Raw genomic sequence first — 16055 nt, 5'->3', positions numbered from 1 at the left:
CTCGGGCCTGCATAACCACCCACGGTTCCACCGCGAACCCTGGGTGGTTTTTCGTATGTGCCCAGCGTGATGCACGGGGGTATTGCTAAAATGGCCGGTTATGGGACTTCAATATCGTTCGCGCAAAAAGACCGGCAAGAATAGCTGGATTAACATTTCCGGATCCGGTGCTTCCATGTCCACGAAGATTGGGCCGGTGACCTTTAATTCTCGCGGCGGCATGTGGGTCAACCTCCCTGGCGGGCTCAACTTCCGCGGCCGTTGGCGTTAACGATTCTCTGTGCTTCAACGCTGATAGGCCCGGCGGGAGGTTAAACCGGCAGGTGGTTAGACCGTCAGGTGGTTAAACCGGCAGGTGGAAGAGGCCGACGGAGTTTTGCTCGGCGAGGCCATCGTCAAGCAGCGAAGCCAGCGCGCGGGAACGTTGCGCGGCATCAGGCCAAACCACGTCGATAGCAGACTGCGGCACCGGGTGATCGGCGGCGCGCAGCACGTCTAGGATTTTGCCGCGCACCTGCCTATCGGTCCCGGCAAATTTCTGCACGCGCTTTTTGGCGCGCGTTTGTTCCGCGGCGGAAGGTTCGGGGCATCCGGCGAGCTGCCAGGCGCAGGTCGCGCGCAGGGGGCAGCGCTTACAATCGGGATTTTTCGCAGTACACACCAGCGCGCCGAGCTCCATGAGCGCGGCGGAAAAACGCGGCCCATTGCGCTCGGGCAACAGCGCGGCCACAGCGGCGAGCTCGCGCTTGGAGGGCGACGGAGCGAGGAAATTCCCGTCTTCGGCGCGGGCATAGACACGGCGCACGTTGGTATCGACCACCGGCACGTTCTGGCCAAAGTGAAAGCACGCCACGGCGCGGGCGGTATAGTCGCCAATTCCAGGCAGCGCCAGCAGCTCATCCACGTCCGCCGGAACCTCGTCCATTACCCCCGCGCACTCCCAGAGCCGCAGCGCGCGCCGCGGGTAGCCGAGCTTGCCCCACGCGCGCAACACCTCGGCGCGGGAGGCTTGGGCGAAGTCCGCGGGGGTGGGCCAGCGCCGCATCCACTCCTCCCACACGGGGGCGACGCGCGCGACGGGGGTTTGCTGGCTCATGACCTCGGAAAGCAGCACTCCCCAGGCGGAGGTACCGGGGCGCCGCCAGGGTAAATCGCGTTCATTGGCGTCAAACCAGGAAAGAAGTGCGTGCGTATCCATCTCGCAGGACAGTCTAGGGCATTAAAATATACTTCATGCCATTAAGTAACGTTGCCCATAATCCGCAGGCCGTCTGGGAGGCCCTCCAGGCCGGAAACCAGCGCGTCATCGACGGCACCATCATGGATCTCAACAAGATTTATGAGCGCGACGGGCTCACCAAAGGCCAGGATCCCCGCGTGGTGGTCCTGGCCTGCTCCGATTCCCGCGCGCCCATCGAGCACATCTTCAATATCGGCTTTGGCGATGCCTTCGTCATCCGCACCGCCGGCCACATACTCGACGCCTCCGTGCTGGCTTCCTTGGATTATGCGCTCGACCATCTGCACCCCAACCTGCTGGTGGTCTTGGGTCACCAGTCCTGCGGTGCGGTGGCGGCCGCGGTGGATTTTGTGCGCGGCGGCGAGCTGCCCATCGGCCTGCAGCGGCCCATCATCGAGAAGGTCGCGACGTCCGCGTGGACTGCGGGGCCTGATGCCACGCTTGCCGATGTCGAGCGCCAACACACCCTCCAAACCGTCACCCAGGTAGTGGCCAGCATCCCTAATGTGCGCAAGCAGCTTGACGATGGCTCCTTCGGCATCGTCGGCGCCCGCTACCTCCTCGAGGACTCGCGCGTGGAGCCGTTGCACTCTTACGGCGTTGAGTTGACACGCGGAGCCCGCTTAGCGGATCCAGGCGCGTCTACCACTTAAAATTGAGTGCGTGAACCAGAATAAGCCCCTTCCAGAAGAGATCTATAAGCGCCGCCGGGTCGCCGCGCTTATCATCGTGATCGTCCTGGCCGTGGTGCTGATCTGGGCGGCGGTGGCCGCCTTCGGCGGCGATAGCGATGATTCCGTTGCCGCGTCCTCAGAGTCTTCGGCGGCGACCACGTCTTCGGAATCCACCAGCGAATCTGAAACCACGTCCGCGGATTCGACGAGCGAATCCGAATCCGAGTCTGCCTCTGAATCTGAGTCCGAGGCGGAGGAAGCAGGGGATGGGGCATCGGAAAGCAAGGAGCCCGAGGAGTCCGTGCACGCCGCGAAGGATACCTGCTCGCTTGAGGACTTGGAGGTGCGCACCTCCATGCTCAACTACTCCGTGCCGGACGGCGAGCTGCCGAAGTTCTTTATGACCGTGACCAACCCCACCGCCGCGGATTGCACGATCGATCTAGATGAGAACTCGCTGCGCTTCGAGGTCTACAAGATGGCCGATAACCAGCGCGTGTGGTCCGATACCGATTGCTACGCCTCCGTACAGACCGGAGAGCAGACCTTCCCCGCGGGCAAGGACCTGAAATTCGAGGCCGAATGGTCCCGCCAGGCCTCCGAACCGGGCAAGTGCACCGACCGCCCGACCGCCGAGCCGGGTGCTTACTTCGCCCACACGGTCATTGGCGATAATTCCTCCCCGCCGCAGGACTTCACCCTCCGCTAAGCGCGCGGCCTCGTTAGGCTCGGCCACGCGGAAGCAGCTCGGGCGGAAGCATCCCGCGTGGGAGTCCGCGCCGCCGGAGCGCCCGTCCCTCGGCAACAGCTTGGCAACAGCTCGGCAAGAACCAGTCACCGGTTACGGTTGGACTACGGTTGAACTACGGCTGGACTGCGGCGAGGGCCTCGCCAAGCGTTGCGACTTGCCGCACCTGCATGCCGTCCACGGGGTTGATTTCCCCGCGCGGGATAATCGCCCGCTTGTATCCCAGCCGCGCCGCCTCCTGCAGGCGCCGCTCAATATTCGGCACGGGCCGCAGCTCGCCGGCCAAACCCACCTCGCCAATGACCACCGTCTTCGCTGGCAGCGGCTGCTCGTGCAGCGAGGACCAGGTAGCCAGCGCCACCGCGAGGTCGGTTGCGGTTTCGGTAATCCGCATGCCGCCCACCGTGGCCACATAAGCATCCTTATCGTTCGTGCGCTGGCCGGCGCGCGCCTGCAATACGGCCAGCACCATGGGCACGCGGTTGGCATCGAGCCCCGTGACCACGCGCCGCGGGTTCTTCGCCACGGGGTCCACGGTCAGCGCCTGGACCTCGGCGAGGATGGGCCGTACGCCGTCCATGGCAACGGTTACCGCGGAGCCATCCGGCGTCGTGCCCCGGTGCGAGAGGAAGAGCCCCGACGGGTCCGCGACCTCCCGAATACCCCCGGCGGTTTGCTCGAAACAACCCACCTCATCGGTCGCGCCGAAGCGGTTTTTCATCCCGCGCAGCATGCGTAGGCTGGACTGGCGGTCGCCCTCGAAGTTTAAGACGACATCGACAAGATGCTCCAAAACCCGCGGTCCCGCCACGTTTCCGTCCTTGGTCACGTGCCCCACCAGCAGCACGGGGATGCCGGTAGATTTCGCCAGGGAGGTCAGCGCCGCGGTCACGGCGCGCGATTGCGCGACGCCGCCGGGCACGCCTTCTACCCCCACTGCATGCATGGTCTGTACGGAGTCCACGATGATGAGCCCGGGTTTGACGGCATCGACATGCCCAAATACGGCGTCCAGGTTGGATTCGGCCGCGAGGTACAGCGATTCTTGCAGCGCTCCGGTGCGCTCGGCGCGGGCGCGGACCTGGCCGGCGGATTCCTCGGCGGTGGCGTAGAGGACGGTGCGGCCGAGCTGGGCCCAGCGGGAGGCGACCTCGAGAAGCAGCGTGGATTTGCCCACGCCGGGCTCGCCGGCCATGAGCACCACCGAGCCCGGCACGATGCCGGAGCCCAGCACGCGGTCAAGCTCGCCGATGCCCGTGCGCACCGTCTTCGTCGCCTGCGCGCCCACCTGCGTGATGGGCTGCACCGGGCTCGTCGGTGCGACGCCCTTATGCCCACCGCTTGCCGATGCCCCCGCCACCACCGGTGCCTTTTCCTCCATCGTCCCCCAGGAACCGCAATCCGGGCAGCGCCCGAGCCACTTGGGGGAGACATAACCGCATTCGGAGCAGGTGTGGATGGGGCGAGATTTTTTGGCCATAATGTAGAGCCTAGAACGTGGCGGCCAAAACGACGAACGCGCCCGTACTCCGCGGAAAGAGTAGGGCGCGCGTGTGGTGGGCGATTAGTGGTGCGAGTTACCGGTATTCGCGTCGGTGGTGTAGCCCTCTGGGGATTCCACGTCGCGGTCGTACTTACCGGACTCCATCTGGGAGGCGGCGACGGTGGCGTCGACCTCGATGGAGCCGTTGGAAAACTCGAAGGTAACCGGGCGGTGGCCGGCGTAGCCAAAGTCATCGTTATCCAGGTGGGTGGCCACGTACTGCACGGTCTCGGAATCGTGATCCGGGGTAGCGTCCAGGTTCTTCTGGGAGTCCGCCACGATGGAGTGATCGCGCTTGAGCGGCTGGGTCTGCTTCATCTCGACGGTTTGGCCGTCGACCTTCACGGACTTCAAGGTGATGACATCGGTGTCATAGCCCTGGTTGACGGCGTTGAACTTCAACGCGGCGCCACCGTCTGGCTCTGTCAGGATGGTGACATCACGGACGGCAATCTTTTCGTCATCGGTGCTGGCAGAAGCGCCATCAACCGCAGCTACCTTCTCTGCCGTCTGGGCGACGTGGCCTGCCGAGCACGAAGCCAGCGCCAAAGCGGAGACGGCGGTAACGGAAATAATGGCACCGCGACGGGCGGCGGACTTCAGGGACTGCACGTTGAGCATCCTCCATCAATTGCGATCTCAGGGCTTATCAAATCTTTAGCCTAGTCCCTTTTGATATAAAGTACACAGTTTCTCGCTAACCTAGCGGGTAATCCGTGGGGGTAATCGGGGGCGTCCGGTGGCAGGCAGGCTGCGCGTGATAAAATGGCAGCCTTAGTTATCGCCATATTCACGGGATTATAAGGAGTGGCAATGGAATATAAGGTCGGCGAGGTCGTCGTCTACCCGCACCACGGCGCGGCGGTCATCGAGGATATCGAAACCCGCGAAATGGGCGGCGAAGAGCTGGAATACCTCGTGCTGCACATCAACCAATCCGATCTTGTCGTCCGCGTGCCTAAGAAGAATGCGGATAACGTCGGCGTGCGCGATGTCGTGGGCAAGGAGGGCCTGGAAAAGGTCTTCTCCGTGCTGCGCGATGAAGACGTGGAAGAAGCCGGCAACTGGTCCCGTCGCTACAAGGCCAACCAGGAGCGCCTTGCATCCGGCGATATCAATAAGGTTGCAGAAGTGGTGCGCGATCTCTGGCGCCGCGACCAGGACCGCGGCCTGTCCGCCGGCGAGAAGCGCATGCTGGGCAAGGCCCGCACCATCCTGGTGGGCGAGCTGGCACTGGCGCAGCCGGTCGATGACAAAAAGGCCGATACCATGATGGAAGAAATCGACGCCACCATCGAGCGCCACCGCGCCGCCGGCTTGGTCGATGATCAGTCCATTACCACCGATATCGACAACGACATCGATCTCGATGACCTCTCCTTCGACGACGAAGACTAAACCCCGCGTTATCGCCTTAATCGCCGCGGCTGGGCAAGGCACCCGCCTCGGCGCGGAGGTGCCCAAGGCCTACGTCGATCTGCACGGACGCACCCTGCTGGAGCGATCCGTGCGCACCATGGCCAACTCCGGCCTCGTGGACGAGGTAATCGCGGTGGTGAGCCCGGCTATGGAGGGGGAAGCTGGGGGCATCGTCAAGCGCGTGGGCGCAGATATCCCGGTGTGCCTCGTGCATGGGCGTGGCGAACGCGCCGATTCCATATGGGCCGGGCTGCAGGCAATTCCGGACGAGGACGCCGTGGTGCTCATCCACGATGCCGCCCGCGCGCTCACGCCCACCGCGATGGTCGAGCGCGTGGCGCGGCACGTTCTTGCTGGCGCGCCCGCCGTTGTGCCGGTGGTTCCCGTGACCGATACCATCAAGGAGGTCGCCGGCGACACCATCATCGGCACCCCCGATCGCGCCCGCTTGCGCGCCGTGCAGACCCCGCAGGGTTTCCGCCTCGCAGCGCTGCGCCAGGCCAACCTGGATTATTGGCGCAAGCAGCCGGATTTCATCGCCACGGACGATGCCAGCCTCATGGAATGGCACGGCCAGCGCGTGGAGACCGTGCCGGGCGATATCCTCGCCTTCAAAATCACCACCCCCACGGACCTGACCCTGGCCCGCGCCCTTGCAGAGGAGCAGCATGACTGAGCCCATCATCCCCCGCGTCGGCATCGCGACCGACGCCCACCAGATTGAAGCCGGCAAGCCCTGCTGGATTGCCGGGCTGCTTTTCGATGACGCCCCCGGCTGCGAAGGCCACTCCGACGGCGACGTCGTAGCCCACGCGCTTGTCGATGCCCTCCTTTCCGCCTCCCACCTCGGCGATCTCGGCTCCTTCGTGGGGGTGGGCCGGCCCGAATACGATGGCGTGTCCGGCGCCCAGCTCCTGCGCGAGTGCCGCGAGCTGCTGGAAGCGGAAGGTTTTATCATCGGCAATGCCGCAGCCCAGTTCATTGGCCAGACACCGAAGATGGGCCCGCGCCGCGAGGAGGCCGAGGCCGTGCTTTCGGAAATCCTGGGCGCCGATGTGTCCATTTCCGCCACCACGACAGACCATTTGGGCTTTACCGGCCGCAAAGAGGGCCGCGCAGCGGTGGCAACGGCCGTTGTCTGGCGGCGCCAACGCTAACCCCGCGCACGGGTGATTTAGACTGGGTGGCGTGAGTACTTTGCGCATTTTTGACACAGCCACCCGCAGCCAACGCGACTTCGAGCCGATCCGTCCCGGCCACGCTTCCATCTACTTGTGTGGTGCCACCCCGCAGGCGCAGCCGCACATCGGCCACCTGCGCTCCGGCGTGGCTTTCGATATCTTGCGCCGCTGGCTGCTCGCGCAAGGCTATGACGTCGCGCTCGTGCGCAATGTCACCGATATCGATGACAAAATCCTCACCAAGGCCGCCGAGAATAATCGCCCTTGGTGGGAGTGGGTGTCCACCTACGAGCGCGAGTTCACCAAGGCCTATAACTTGCTCGGCGTGCTTCCGCCGTCCGTGGAGCCGCGCGCGACGGGCTTTGTCACCCAGATGGTCGAGTACATGCAGCGGCTTATCGATGCCGGATTTGCCTACCCCGTCCCCGCGCCCGCCCACGACGCCGAAGCCACCCCCGCGGATGGCGCGGCCGGCTCCGTTTACTTTGACGTCGAGGCCTGGACCAAGGCGGAAGGATCCGACTACGGCGCGCTGTCTGGCAACCGCGTCGAGGAGATGGAACAAGGCGAGTCAGACAACGCGGGCAAGCGCAGCCCGCTGGACTTCGCCCTGTGGAAGGCCGCGAAGCCGGGGGAGCCGAGCTGGCCTACCCCGTGGGGTCGCGGCCGTCCGGGCTGGCACCTGGAGTGCTCTGCCATGTCGACGTACTACCTGGGATCCAATTTCGATATTCACTGCGGCGGCTTGGACCTGCAATTTCCGCACCACGAAAACGAGATCGCGCAATCGCATGCGGCCGGCGATAAGTTCGCCAATTACTGGATGCACAACCACTGGGTGACGATGGCCGGCGAGAAGATGTCGAAATCGCTCGGCAACGTGCTTTCCATCTCGAACATGCTGGAGCTCGTGCGCCCGGTGGAGCTGCGCTACTACCTGGGCTCTGCGCATTACCGCTCCGTGCTGGAATACTCTGAATCCGCCTTGACGGAGGCGGCGGCGGGCTACCGGCGTATTGAGGACTTCGTCAAGCGCTTTGCAGGCGTCGAACGCGGCGAGTGGACGCCGGACTTCGAGGACGCCATGAATGACGACATCGCCGTGCCCAAGGCGCTGGCCGCCATCCACACCACCGTGCGCGCGGGTAATAAAGACCTAGCCGCCGGGGACGAGGATGCCGCCCGCGCGAAGGCAGCCCAGGTGCGTGGGATGGCGCACGTACTTGGATTTGACCCGCTGGAGTGGGAAGATGGAAGCGAAGCTAGCGGAGCAGACGTGGCGCTGGATGCGCTGGTCCAGGCAGAACTGGAACGGCGCACGCAGGCCCGCGCGGAAAAAGACTTCGCTACTGCCGATGCCGTGCGTGACCGCCTCACCGCCGCCGGCATCACCATTACCGATACTCCAGACGGCCCCACGTGGTCGTTGACCCAGCGCTAAGCAGCATTTCGCTGTTATTTCCGCTGGTTATTGAACGGTTTCCTCGAAAGGACTGAAACGATGGCACGAACCCATGGCCGCGGTGGCGCGGGCATCCGCAAGACGAATAAGAAGGGCGCTACCAAAGGCTCCGGCGGCCAGCGCCGCAAGGGCCTAGAAGGCAAGGGCCCCACCCCGAAGGCCGAGGACCGCGTCTACCACGCCAAGCACAAGGCGAAGCTGGAGCGCGAGCGCCGCAACTCTGGGCGCCACCAGAAAGAAACCGCAGAGATGGTGGTGGGCCGCAACCCGGTCATCGAGTGTCTGCACGCCAAGGTGCCGGCCACCACGCTCTACATCGCTGCCGGAACTCGCAATGATAAGCGGCTTTCCGAGGCCGTGTCCATGTGCAATACCCGCAATATCCCCATCATCGAGGTCCAGCGCCACGAGATGGACCGCATGACGGGAAATGGCATGCACCAGGGCATCGGCTTGCAGATTCCGCCGTACAAGTACGCCGCGGTGGAGGATTTGATTGCCAACGCCGCCGAGAACCCGCGCCCCGGCATGTTCGTCATCCTGGATAACATCACCGACCCGCGCAACCTGGGTGCCGTCATCCGTTCCGTGGCCGCTTTTGGCGGCGATGGCGTGATCATTCCAGAGCGCCGTTCGGCTTCTGTTACCGCGGTGGCCTGGCGCACCTCGGCTGGTACCGCTGCCCGTTTGCCGGTCGCCCGCGCGACGAATATCACGCGCACCGTGAAGGAATTCCAGAAAAACGGCTACCAAGTCGTCGGCCTCGACGCCGGCGGGGATCACACGTTGGATACCTATGAAGGCGGCACGGATCCCGTGGTCATCGTCATCGGCTCCGAGGGCAAGGGAATTTCGCGCTTGGTCAGCGAAACCTGCGATGTCCTCATGTCCATTCCCATGACCGGGTGGGTCGAATCCCTCAACGCCTCCGTCGCAGCAGGTTCGGTCCTATCCGAGTTCGCGCGCCAGCGCCGCGCCGCCGAAAAATAACCCATTTTCGCCCTGCCGGCTCGCCGCATCGGACTATCGCCAGCAGCCATGCTGGTCATGTTTCGAGCGCTCAGAATCACCGGCGCGGGTGCAAGCCCAGCGTCAAAAGGTACGCTGGGTTCTTTGCGGGCACAACGTACTGGGTGCGAAGCGTTGTGGGCCGCAACGATTAACCATTATCTGCCCAGGGTGGCAGCCACCGGATGGTTCCGTTCACCCGGGCTAAGTGCCCGCGCAATGGCGGGGCGTTGGGATCGTCGTCATTCACGCCATTGTGGTACGGACAGGCGATGGTCAAGTTTCGCGGGTTGGTCTCGCCACCATTTTTCCAGGCATTGAGGTGGTGAACCTGGCATTCATCGGCGGGGTAGCGGCACTCCGGCCACGGGCAGACCGGGTTTTCGGCCGCTGCCATCAGGCGTTGCTTTGCAGAGGCAAAGCGCGAGGTGCGGTAAAGGTTTACCGGACCTTCCACTGGATGAATGAGGGTGACGTAGCCGTGCTCGGTAAAAGCCCGTCGAACCAGCTCAGCGCCGGTCATTGTGGCGCCATTGGTCAGCTGGACCACGACATCGCCGTCAGAGTCAGAACCATGGGCAGAGTCAGTGCCAAGGTCTGCGCCAGGGCCAGCAGCGGCGTTAGAGCCCGAGCCGGCGGCTGAGCCGGAATCGGTGCTGGGTTTCGAGTTTGTGCCAGCGGATGAGCCGGCGCGGGCGTTGGAGCTCGAGCCAGGCTTGGAGCTTGAACCGGAAGGGGAGCCGGAGCCGAAATCGACGATGCGGTCGAGCTCGTCGAGGCGAAGCACGACATTGGTCGTCACGCTGGGGCGGGCGGCGGCCTCGCCGTGGAAGATATTCTGCACAGAGGCAAGCGGGGCGTCCTTATCAATCGCGGCGTGCATATCGGCGATATCGGCGGACGGGCCGGTAATGGACATTGTCCAGGGGCCGTCAGCGCGGCGATAAATCTTCACGCCGGGCTGGCGCTTCACGGGGCCCTTGAGCTCTTTGACGCGGGCGCGGCCCCGCTTATCGATATCCGAGACCTTTCCCTTCATTCCACACAATTCGCGCCGCAGCGCCCACGCATCGTGCTTTTTCTTCAGCTTGGCGGCGTGGCGCTCGATGGTAAGCAAGGCCGTGAGGCTGTGCCCGTTAGCGCGGCTCGCGGCGATGGATTCGCGTTGTTGGCGGCGAAAGGTGGTGGTGCCGAAGTAGGTTTCGGCAAGCGTGAGCAGGCGGGTGGCGGTGGTATCGGGGCACCCGGCCGCAATCAGCGCGCGCAGAGAGAGGCCGTGGCAGTCGGCGATGATATCCATGCCGGGTGCCAGGCCGTTCAGAAAAGTCTGCAGCGCGTTCATGCCCCAGAGACTAAGGCGCACCGCAAGCCCGCGCTAGCCGATGCCCCACCTCCCTGTGGACAACTACCCTTAAGCGTCACCTAAGCCGAAGAATTCGCGGACTTTATCCACAGCATTGAAGGAATCCGTATTTGGCCCTATGCTCGCCGGCGTTTCTTTGCTAGAGGGAATCACGTGCCCGAGGCCCTCCATGGTCCAGAGCTCCACGGGGTAGTCGCCGTCGTAGTAGGTGGAGGTTATCCCGGGGATGGGCTGGGTTTCGCGGGGCGGGCGGCAGCCATTGGCGAGCGCGAAGTGTTCCGCGGTGGCGGGAGCAGATAGCACGCACCCGCGAGTTTGCTGCCCATCGATGGCGGCAAGCCCGCCATAATAGGGCGCAATCGGATCTTCGGTGCCGTGGATAAACAGCAGCGGGGTAGGCCGGTAGCCATCGGGGTGGGTAGGTGCGTGATTGGAACCTTCGCCCAGCGTGGAGGCGAAGACGCAGGCGCCGGTGAGGGTGAAGGGGGCATCGTAAAGCAGGCGCAGCACCATCTGCCCGCCATTGGAATAGCCCGCGGCGAAGGTGCGCGCGGTGGAATACTCGCGCTGCATAGTCTCGATGAGGAAAGTGCTAAAGGCAACGTCATCCACCCCGAGCTCGCGGGCGCGGACCGGCAGGTTGGCGCGGGTGTCGTTGAAGTGGTGGTCGATGCCGTCGGGGTAGACGATGAGGGTATTGGTGGCATCGGCAAGCGCGTCCACCGTGCCGTTGGTAAAGCGGCGGATGACGTTGGCGGATTGGTGGGAGCCGTGGAAAAACAGCAGCAGATCCGGCTGGGGCCCGAGGTTCTCGGGCTCGATGACGATGAAGCGGCGGGTGTGGCCAGCCACATCCGCGGTGCGGCGATGAATATGCATGCCCGCCGAGTTTAGTCGGCGTGGTGGGCCTCTGCGGCGGCGCGGTTATCGGCGTGGAAATGCTTGGCCGCGACCTCATCGCGGATGGCGTGCTTGCCTTGCCGCCAGCCGATGAACCGGCACACCAGGTAGATCACAAAGGAAATGGTGGTCACGAAGACGGAAACCGGCAGGCCGGGGGCGAGGGAGAGGATGAAACCGCCCACGGCGGAGACCTCGGCGAAGATGGTGGACCACAGCACCGCGCGCAGGGGCGAGGAGGTGATCTGTACCGCCGCCGCGCCGGGGGTGATAAGCAGCGCCATGACGAGCAGCGAGCCGACGATTTGCACCGACTGCGCTGCGGCGAGGCCGACGAGGACGGCGAAGGCGACGGAGATGGCGCGGGTGGGAACGCCGGCGGCGCGGGCCATATCAGGATCGGCGGAGGCAAAGAGCATGGGCCGCCAGAGGAAGCCGACGGCGGCGACGATGATGACCGTGGTGGCGGCCAGCAGCCACACCGAGGCGGAAGATACGCCGACGATTTGGCCGGTCAGAAGCGTCATCGCGGTATTGGAATTGCCGGGGTAGAGGTGCAAGAACAGCACCGAGAGGCCCAGACCAAAGCTCATGACCACGCCGATGGCGCTGTCTTGCTGGCCCTTAAAGCCCAGCATGGCCAGGATGATAGCGGCGACGATGGCGCCAGCGACCGCGCCGAAGCCCAGGTTGAGGCCGAAGAGGAGTGCCGCGGAGGCACCCATAAGCGCCAGCTCAGAGGTGGCGTGGACGGAAAAGGACATCTGGCGCAGCACGATGAGCGAGGTCATCACGCCAGACAGAATGCCCAGCAGTGCGGAGGCGATGAGCGAGGACTGCACGAAGTCCACGCTGAGCAGGTATTGGGTATCTTCCCAGTAATTAGACAACGATGAGCCTCCCGTCGACGTTTAAGACATTGACCTTGGAACCGTAGAGCTCCGAGAGGACCTCGGAACGCATGACCTCATCGACCGAGCCGAAGGTGTGGCCGTTGGGCGCGAGGTAGAGGACTTTATCCGTCACCCCGAGCACGGGGTTGATGCCGTGGGTGACAAAGATGATGGAGGTCCCGCGCTCGCGGCGCAGCGAATCCAACTTGTTGACCGTGGAGTTTTGCCGGGCGGGGTCGAGGGAGAGGAGCGGCTCATCGGCAAGAATGAGGTCCGGGTCATTGGCCAGGGCTTGGGCCTGGCGGATGAGCTGTTGCTGGCCGCCGGATAGCTGGCCGACGCGCCGGTCCCGCAGCCCCGTGGCACCGACCTCTTCCAACAGCTCGTCCACCCGTCCACGGGGTGGGTGCCGGTGCCAGAACACCCCGTGCGCCACGGAGAGCGAGACCAAATCGCGGGCGCGCAGGGGAAGATCAGCGGGGAACATGCGCTGCTGGGGGATGAACCCGACCCGGCAGTTGACGTCGACGCGGCCGCTGGTCAGCGTGCGGGTGCCGAGGATGGTGCCCAGCAGGGTGGACTTGCCCACGCCATTGGGGCCTAAAACGGCGATAAACTCGCCGCGGTCCACGGCGAGATTAAGCTGCGACCACAGTGGATCTACTGCGGCCTCATGGAATTCAACGAGCACTAGTGCTTCCCCAGCTTGCTCGTGACTTCGTCGTAGTATTCCCAGAACTTCTTGCCGTCCGGTGGGGTTTCGCCGATTTCTACGATTTCGACGTCGTTGTCCTCTGCGGCGGACTTAATGCGGCCGGCGGTATCGGTTTCGGTCTGGGGGTTGAAGATGAGGAGATCGACCTCGCCGTCGTCGATGGCCTTGATGAAGGCGGCGACATCGGCAGTAGCGGGCTCGCCCTCGGAGATGGTGGCCTTGCGGTAGCCCTCGGGGGTGACGTCCTTGCCGTCGGTGTACTTCATGAGGTAATCGGCGATGGGCTCGGTCTGCGCGTAATTCAGGCCATCGGGAAGCTCCTTGAGCTTATCGCGCAGCTGGTCCACGTGGGAGTCGATTTTCTCGGTGGTGGCGCCGGCATCGGAGTATTCCTCGTTGATCTGATCTGCGATGGATCCTGCGACCTCTTCCAGGGCGGCGGGGTCGTACCAAATGTGCTCGTTACCCTCGATATTGGTGACCTGGTCCGGGTCATCCTTGGCGGTGGCCTTCGCGGCATCGATGGTCATGACATCGGGGTCCTCGTCCAGCTTGCCGTGGTCCGTCAGGGGCAAGGCGGAGATGATGTTGTCCTGATCGGAAACGGCCTGGTAAATCCAGGAATCGTAACCGCCGCCGTTGACCACGAGCATGTCGGCGTCATTGGCCTTGGCTATGTCGGCCGCGGTGGGCTCGAAGTGGTGGGGGTCGGCGTCATTGCCTTCCACGATGGGTTTGACCTCGATGTCGACGCCGGAGGCGGTATCGGCCACGGCCTGGGCAACATCGGCCCAGATGGAGGTGGAGGCGACGATGGAAATCTTCTTATCACCAGAGTCGCCGGAGTCGGAATCAGAATCTGCGGAGCACGCGGCGGTAAAAAGGAGGCCACTTGCTGCGAGTAGGGCTGTTGTTGCGCGTAGTGACTTGTGCATACCCTCCAGTGTGCGTTTGATGGCAATCGTTGTCAATTGAATATGCATTGAAAATCCAGCGGCGGGGTGCAGGGTAAGGTAACAGGCATGGTTAAACGCAGCCCCACCCGGAAGACACTGGCCTCCCTAGCCGCGGAGTTGGGGGTTTCGCGCACCACCGTATCCAATGCCTATAGCCGCCCTGACCAGCTCTCCCCGGCAACAAGGGAGCGCATTTTGGCCGCGGCCAAGGCGCGCGGATACCCGGGCCCCGATCCCACGGCGCGCAGCCTGCGTACCCGCCGAGCCGGGTCGGTAGGCGTGCTTCTAACCGAGCACTTGTCCTACGCCTTCGAGGACATGGCGTCGGTGGATTTCTTGGCGGGTATGGCGGAGGCATCGGCAGGCGCGCAGACCACGCTGACGCTGATTCCCGCCGGCCCGGAAGGCGAGGCGGAGGCGACCAGCCTGGTGGGTTCTGCCGCGGTGGATGGCTTCGTGGTCTATTCGGTTGCCGCGGGCGATGCCTACCTCGCGGCCGCGCGGGGCCGGGGCCTGCCGCTGGTGGTCTGCGATCAGCCCACAGACGCGGGGCTGCCGTTCGTGGGCATTGATGATCGCGCGGCGATTGCCCCAGCGGCGCGTGCGCTTGTCGATGCCGGGCATCGACACATCGGCATCCTCGCCATCCGCCTGCGCCTGCAGCGCCACGACGGCCCGATTTCATGCCAGGAAGTCCAGGATGCGGAGATGCACGTGCAACGCTCGCGGGTTATGGGCGCGCTCGACGTTTTCGCCGAGGCGGGCATCGCGCCCGAATCCGTCCCCGTGGTCACGCAGCACATTAACGATGCCCATACCACCCGCGCCGCCGCCGAGCTCCTGCTCGAGGCGCACCCAGAGCTTACGGCCGTGCTGTGCACGACCGACTCCATGGCGCTCGGCGTGCTGGCCTATGCCCGCGAGCGCGGCCTCAGCGTGCCAGAAGATCTATCCGTGACCGGCTTTGACGGCATCGATGCGGCGCAACGCCTCGACCTAGCCACAGTCATCCAGCCCAATAAGGCCAAGGGCGCCGCGGCCGGCCACATGCTGGAAAAGCTGATCGCTAGCGCGACCAGTGATTCTGCCGGCGCAGGCAGCGCGAAGGCTGGTGCGGGGGCACAGGGCGCTGAAGAGGCAGAGGCGGTGCCGCGGCGGGTGCTGCAGACGCGGTTCGCGCCGGGGAAATCGGTTACTGCACCGCGGCCGCGCGGGCGGTAGCGAGCTCGGTGAGGAAGTGGGCGACGGCGTCGACATCGGCAAGCCGCACGGCCGCGACGGAATCGCCCTCGCCGACCTTGACGCCCACGTCCGGCGGCTGGTGGAGGGCGCGGAAGCCGTCCTCATCGGTGACGTCATCGCCTAGGAAGACCATGGCGGTGGCGCCAGTGCGCTCGCGGAGGGTCTCAAGCCACGTGCCCTTGGTGGCGGTGGTGGCGGAAAACTCGATGACGGATTTGCCTGCAGTGCGCGGGAAACCGGCGGTATCTAGGGCTAAGCCCGCCGCATAGGCGGCCGCGGCCTGCTCCGGGTTCTCCAGCTCGAGCGAGCGCAGGTGCAGCACGCGCTGGAAGGGCTTGACCTCCAGCTCCGCGCCGGGGAAGCGGTCTATGATGCCGCGGATTTCTTCCTCCTTGCGCGCCAGGTGCTCGCGCATGGCGGGGGTGAGCTCGGTCTGCTGCCAAGAGGACTCGGCGCCGTGGGACCCGCCGAAGAGGACGGGGTATTGCAGGGGGCACACGCGCTGCAGGCCCTCGAGGTGGCGACCGGACAGCACCGCGGCCGTGGTGCGCGGCAGGTGGGCCAAGTGGTTCAGGGCGCGGGCCGAATCGGCATTGATTTCCACGTCATAAATGGCGGTGGCGAACGGGGACAGCGTGCCGTCAAAATCAGAGACCACGGCGAGCTCTTCTGCCGCGGCCAGGGCCTTAATGGTGGTAGAAAGCGTCATGG

General features: G+C 64.4%; 18 protein-coding genes. 9 read left to right on the top strand and 9 right to left on the bottom strand.

The genetic code is table 11. The features are described from left to right. Positions 1-100 precede the first annotated feature (100 nt). The gene (locus ACLI1T_RS09790; protein WP_081443674.1) at positions 101-271 is read left to right on the top strand and encodes a DUF4236 domain-containing protein; all 171 of its coding nucleotides are present in this window, start codon (positions 101-103) and stop codon (positions 269-271) included. 72 nt (positions 272-343) lie between these two features. Here the strand turns inward: ACLI1T_RS09790 and ACLI1T_RS09785 are convergent, their stop codons facing one another. Further along, positions 344-1198, bottom strand: a complete 855-nt coding sequence (locus tag ACLI1T_RS09785; protein ID WP_411702547.1) for an A/G-specific adenine glycosylase — start codon at positions 1196-1198, stop codon at positions 344-346. 35 nt (positions 1199-1233) lie between these two features. Between ACLI1T_RS09785 and ACLI1T_RS09780 the strand changes: the two genes are divergently transcribed. Together ACLI1T_RS09780 and ACLI1T_RS09775 are read left to right on the top strand one after the other, a co-directional pair. Next, positions 1234-1893, top strand: a complete 660-nt coding sequence (locus ACLI1T_RS09780) for a carbonic anhydrase (protein WP_239268412.1) — start codon at positions 1234-1236, stop codon at positions 1891-1893. 10 nt (positions 1894-1903) lie between these two features. Further along, positions 1904-2623 carry a hypothetical protein gene (locus tag ACLI1T_RS09775; RefSeq protein WP_349868448.1) on the top strand — a complete coding sequence of 240 codons (720 nt, stop codon included), beginning with the start codon at positions 1904-1906 and terminating at the stop codon, positions 2621-2623. Between the two features lie 154 nt (positions 2624-2777). Here the strand turns inward: ACLI1T_RS09775 and radA are convergent, their stop codons facing one another. Both radA and ACLI1T_RS09765 read right to left on the bottom strand, forming a co-directional pair. Further along, complete coding sequence (gene radA / locus ACLI1T_RS09770; protein WP_284782656.1) at positions 2778-4142, bottom strand: DNA repair protein RadA; 1365 nt, start codon at positions 4140-4142, stop codon at positions 2778-2780. Positions 4143-4226: 84 nt separating this feature from the next. After that, positions 4227-4826 carry a hypothetical protein gene (locus tag ACLI1T_RS09765; RefSeq protein ID WP_411702546.1) on the bottom strand — a complete coding sequence of 200 codons (600 nt, stop codon included), beginning with the start codon at positions 4824-4826 and terminating at the stop codon, positions 4227-4229. Between the two features lie 192 nt (positions 4827-5018). Between ACLI1T_RS09765 and ACLI1T_RS09760 the strand changes: the two genes are divergently transcribed. The 5 genes from ACLI1T_RS09760 to rlmB are packed head-to-tail and all read left to right on the top strand — an operon-like array spanning position 5019 to position 9257. Further along, the gene (locus tag ACLI1T_RS09760) at positions 5019-5603 is read left to right on the top strand and encodes a CarD family transcriptional regulator (protein WP_005279544.1); all 585 of its coding nucleotides are present in this window, start codon (positions 5019-5021) and stop codon (positions 5601-5603) included. After that, the gene (ispD, locus tag ACLI1T_RS09755) at positions 5575-6300 is read left to right on the top strand and encodes a 2-C-methyl-D-erythritol 4-phosphate cytidylyltransferase (protein ID WP_411702545.1); all 726 of its coding nucleotides are present in this window, start codon (positions 5575-5577) and stop codon (positions 6298-6300) included. Before ACLI1T_RS09760 ends, ispD begins: the two co-directional genes overlap by 29 nt. Next, positions 6293-6781: a 2-C-methyl-D-erythritol 2,4-cyclodiphosphate synthase gene (ispF, locus tag ACLI1T_RS09750; RefSeq protein WP_411702544.1), complete on the top strand. Its 489-nt coding sequence runs from the start codon at positions 6293-6295 to the stop codon at positions 6779-6781. The genes ispD and ispF overlap by 8 nt, the downstream gene beginning before the upstream one ends. Positions 6782-6812: 31 nt before the next feature. Continuing rightward, the gene (gene cysS / locus ACLI1T_RS09745; protein ID WP_411702543.1) at positions 6813-8246 is read left to right on the top strand and encodes a cysteine--tRNA ligase; all 1434 of its coding nucleotides are present in this window, start codon (positions 6813-6815) and stop codon (positions 8244-8246) included. A 60-nt stretch (positions 8247-8306) separates the two neighbouring features. Beyond that, complete coding sequence (rlmB, locus tag ACLI1T_RS09740) at positions 8307-9257, top strand: 23S rRNA (guanosine(2251)-2'-O)-methyltransferase RlmB (RefSeq protein ID WP_237792359.1); 951 nt, start codon at positions 8307-8309, stop codon at positions 9255-9257. Positions 9258-9426: 169 nt separating this feature from the next. On the opposite strand, the gene ACLI1T_RS09735 is transcribed toward rlmB, so the two are convergent. From ACLI1T_RS09735 to ACLI1T_RS09715, 5 genes are all read right to left on the bottom strand, one after another. Beyond that, the gene (locus ACLI1T_RS09735; protein WP_411702542.1) at positions 9427-10617 is read right to left on the bottom strand and encodes an HNH endonuclease signature motif containing protein; all 1191 of its coding nucleotides are present in this window, start codon (positions 10615-10617) and stop codon (positions 9427-9429) included. A gap of 69 nt (positions 10618-10686) precedes the next feature. Further along, the gene (locus ACLI1T_RS09730) at positions 10687-11517 is read right to left on the bottom strand and encodes an alpha/beta hydrolase family esterase (protein WP_411702541.1); all 831 of its coding nucleotides are present in this window, start codon (positions 11515-11517) and stop codon (positions 10687-10689) included. An 11-nt stretch (positions 11518-11528) separates the two neighbouring features. Beyond that, positions 11529-12428: a metal ABC transporter permease gene (locus ACLI1T_RS09725; protein ID WP_411702540.1), complete on the bottom strand. Its 900-nt coding sequence runs from the start codon at positions 12426-12428 to the stop codon at positions 11529-11531. After that, positions 12421-13122 (bottom strand): metal ABC transporter ATP-binding protein, encoded by a 702-nt coding sequence (locus tag ACLI1T_RS09720; protein WP_411702539.1) that lies wholly within the window; start codon positions 13120-13122, stop codon positions 12421-12423. Before ACLI1T_RS09720 ends, ACLI1T_RS09725 begins: the two co-directional genes overlap by 8 nt. Then, positions 13122-14129 (bottom strand): metal ABC transporter solute-binding protein, Zn/Mn family, encoded by a 1008-nt coding sequence (locus ACLI1T_RS09715; protein WP_411702538.1) that lies wholly within the window; start codon positions 14127-14129, stop codon positions 13122-13124. Before ACLI1T_RS09715 ends, ACLI1T_RS09720 begins: the two co-directional genes overlap by 1 nt. A 39-nt stretch (positions 14130-14168) precedes the next feature. Between ACLI1T_RS09715 and ACLI1T_RS09710 the strand changes: the two genes are divergently transcribed. Next, positions 14169-15323, top strand: a complete 1155-nt coding sequence (locus tag ACLI1T_RS09710; protein WP_411702537.1) for a LacI family DNA-binding transcriptional regulator — start codon at positions 14169-14171, stop codon at positions 15321-15323. Here ACLI1T_RS09710 and otsB read toward each other — a convergent pair. After that, the gene (gene otsB, locus ACLI1T_RS09705; protein WP_411702536.1) at positions 15295-16053 is read right to left on the bottom strand and encodes a trehalose-phosphatase; all 759 of its coding nucleotides are present in this window, start codon (positions 16051-16053) and stop codon (positions 15295-15297) included. The two genes, ACLI1T_RS09710 and otsB, sit on opposite strands and share 29 nt — an antisense overlap. Positions 16054-16055 lie beyond the last annotated feature (2 nt).

It is taken from the genome of Corynebacterium tuingiense (genome assembly GCF_046718165.1).
GTDB lineage: Bacteria > Actinomycetota > Actinomycetes > Mycobacteriales > Mycobacteriaceae > Corynebacterium.
The sequence above is the reverse complement of the archived record's forward strand: the minus strand, read 5'-3'. Positions and strand labels throughout refer to the sequence as shown.

Coding starts and splice junctions, on each gene's coding strand:
- ACLI1T_RS09790 (WP_081443674.1), top strand. CDS start 101: ATGGGACTTCAATATCGTTCGCGCAAAAAGACCGGCAAGAATAGCTGG.
- ACLI1T_RS09785 (WP_411702547.1), bottom strand. CDS start 1,198: ATGGATACGCACGCACTTCTTTCCTGGTTTGACGCCAATGAACGCGAT.
- ACLI1T_RS09780 (WP_239268412.1), top strand. CDS start 1,234: ATGCCATTAAGTAACGTTGCCCATAATCCGCAGGCCGTCTGGGAGGCC.
- radA (WP_284782656.1), bottom strand. CDS start 4,142: ATGGCCAAAAAATCTCGCCCCATCCACACCTGCTCCGAATGCGGTTAT.
- ACLI1T_RS09765 (WP_411702546.1), bottom strand. CDS start 4,826: ATGCTCAACGTGCAGTCCCTGAAGTCCGCCGCCCGTCGCGGTGCCATT.
- ACLI1T_RS09760 (WP_005279544.1), top strand. CDS start 5,019: ATGGAATATAAGGTCGGCGAGGTCGTCGTCTACCCGCACCACGGCGCG.
- ispD (WP_411702545.1), top strand. CDS start 5,575: ATGACCTCTCCTTCGACGACGAAGACTAAACCCCGCGTTATCGCCTTA.
- ispF (WP_411702544.1), top strand. CDS start 6,293: ATGACTGAGCCCATCATCCCCCGCGTCGGCATCGCGACCGACGCCCAC.
- rlmB (WP_237792359.1), top strand. CDS start 8,307: ATGGCACGAACCCATGGCCGCGGTGGCGCGGGCATCCGCAAGACGAAT.
- ACLI1T_RS09735 (WP_411702542.1), bottom strand. CDS start 10,617: ATGAACGCGCTGCAGACTTTTCTGAACGGCCTGGCACCCGGCATGGAT.
- ACLI1T_RS09730 (WP_411702541.1), bottom strand. CDS start 11,517: ATGCATATTCATCGCCGCACCGCGGATGTGGCTGGCCACACCCGCCGC.
- ACLI1T_RS09715 (WP_411702538.1), bottom strand. CDS start 14,129: ATGCATATTCAATTGACAACGATTGCCATCAAACGCACACTGGAGGGT.
- ACLI1T_RS09710 (WP_411702537.1), top strand. CDS start 14,169: ATGGTTAAACGCAGCCCCACCCGGAAGACACTGGCCTCCCTAGCCGCG.
- otsB (WP_411702536.1), bottom strand. CDS start 16,053: ATGACGCTTTCTACCACCATTAAGGCCCTGGCCGCGGCAGAAGAGCTC.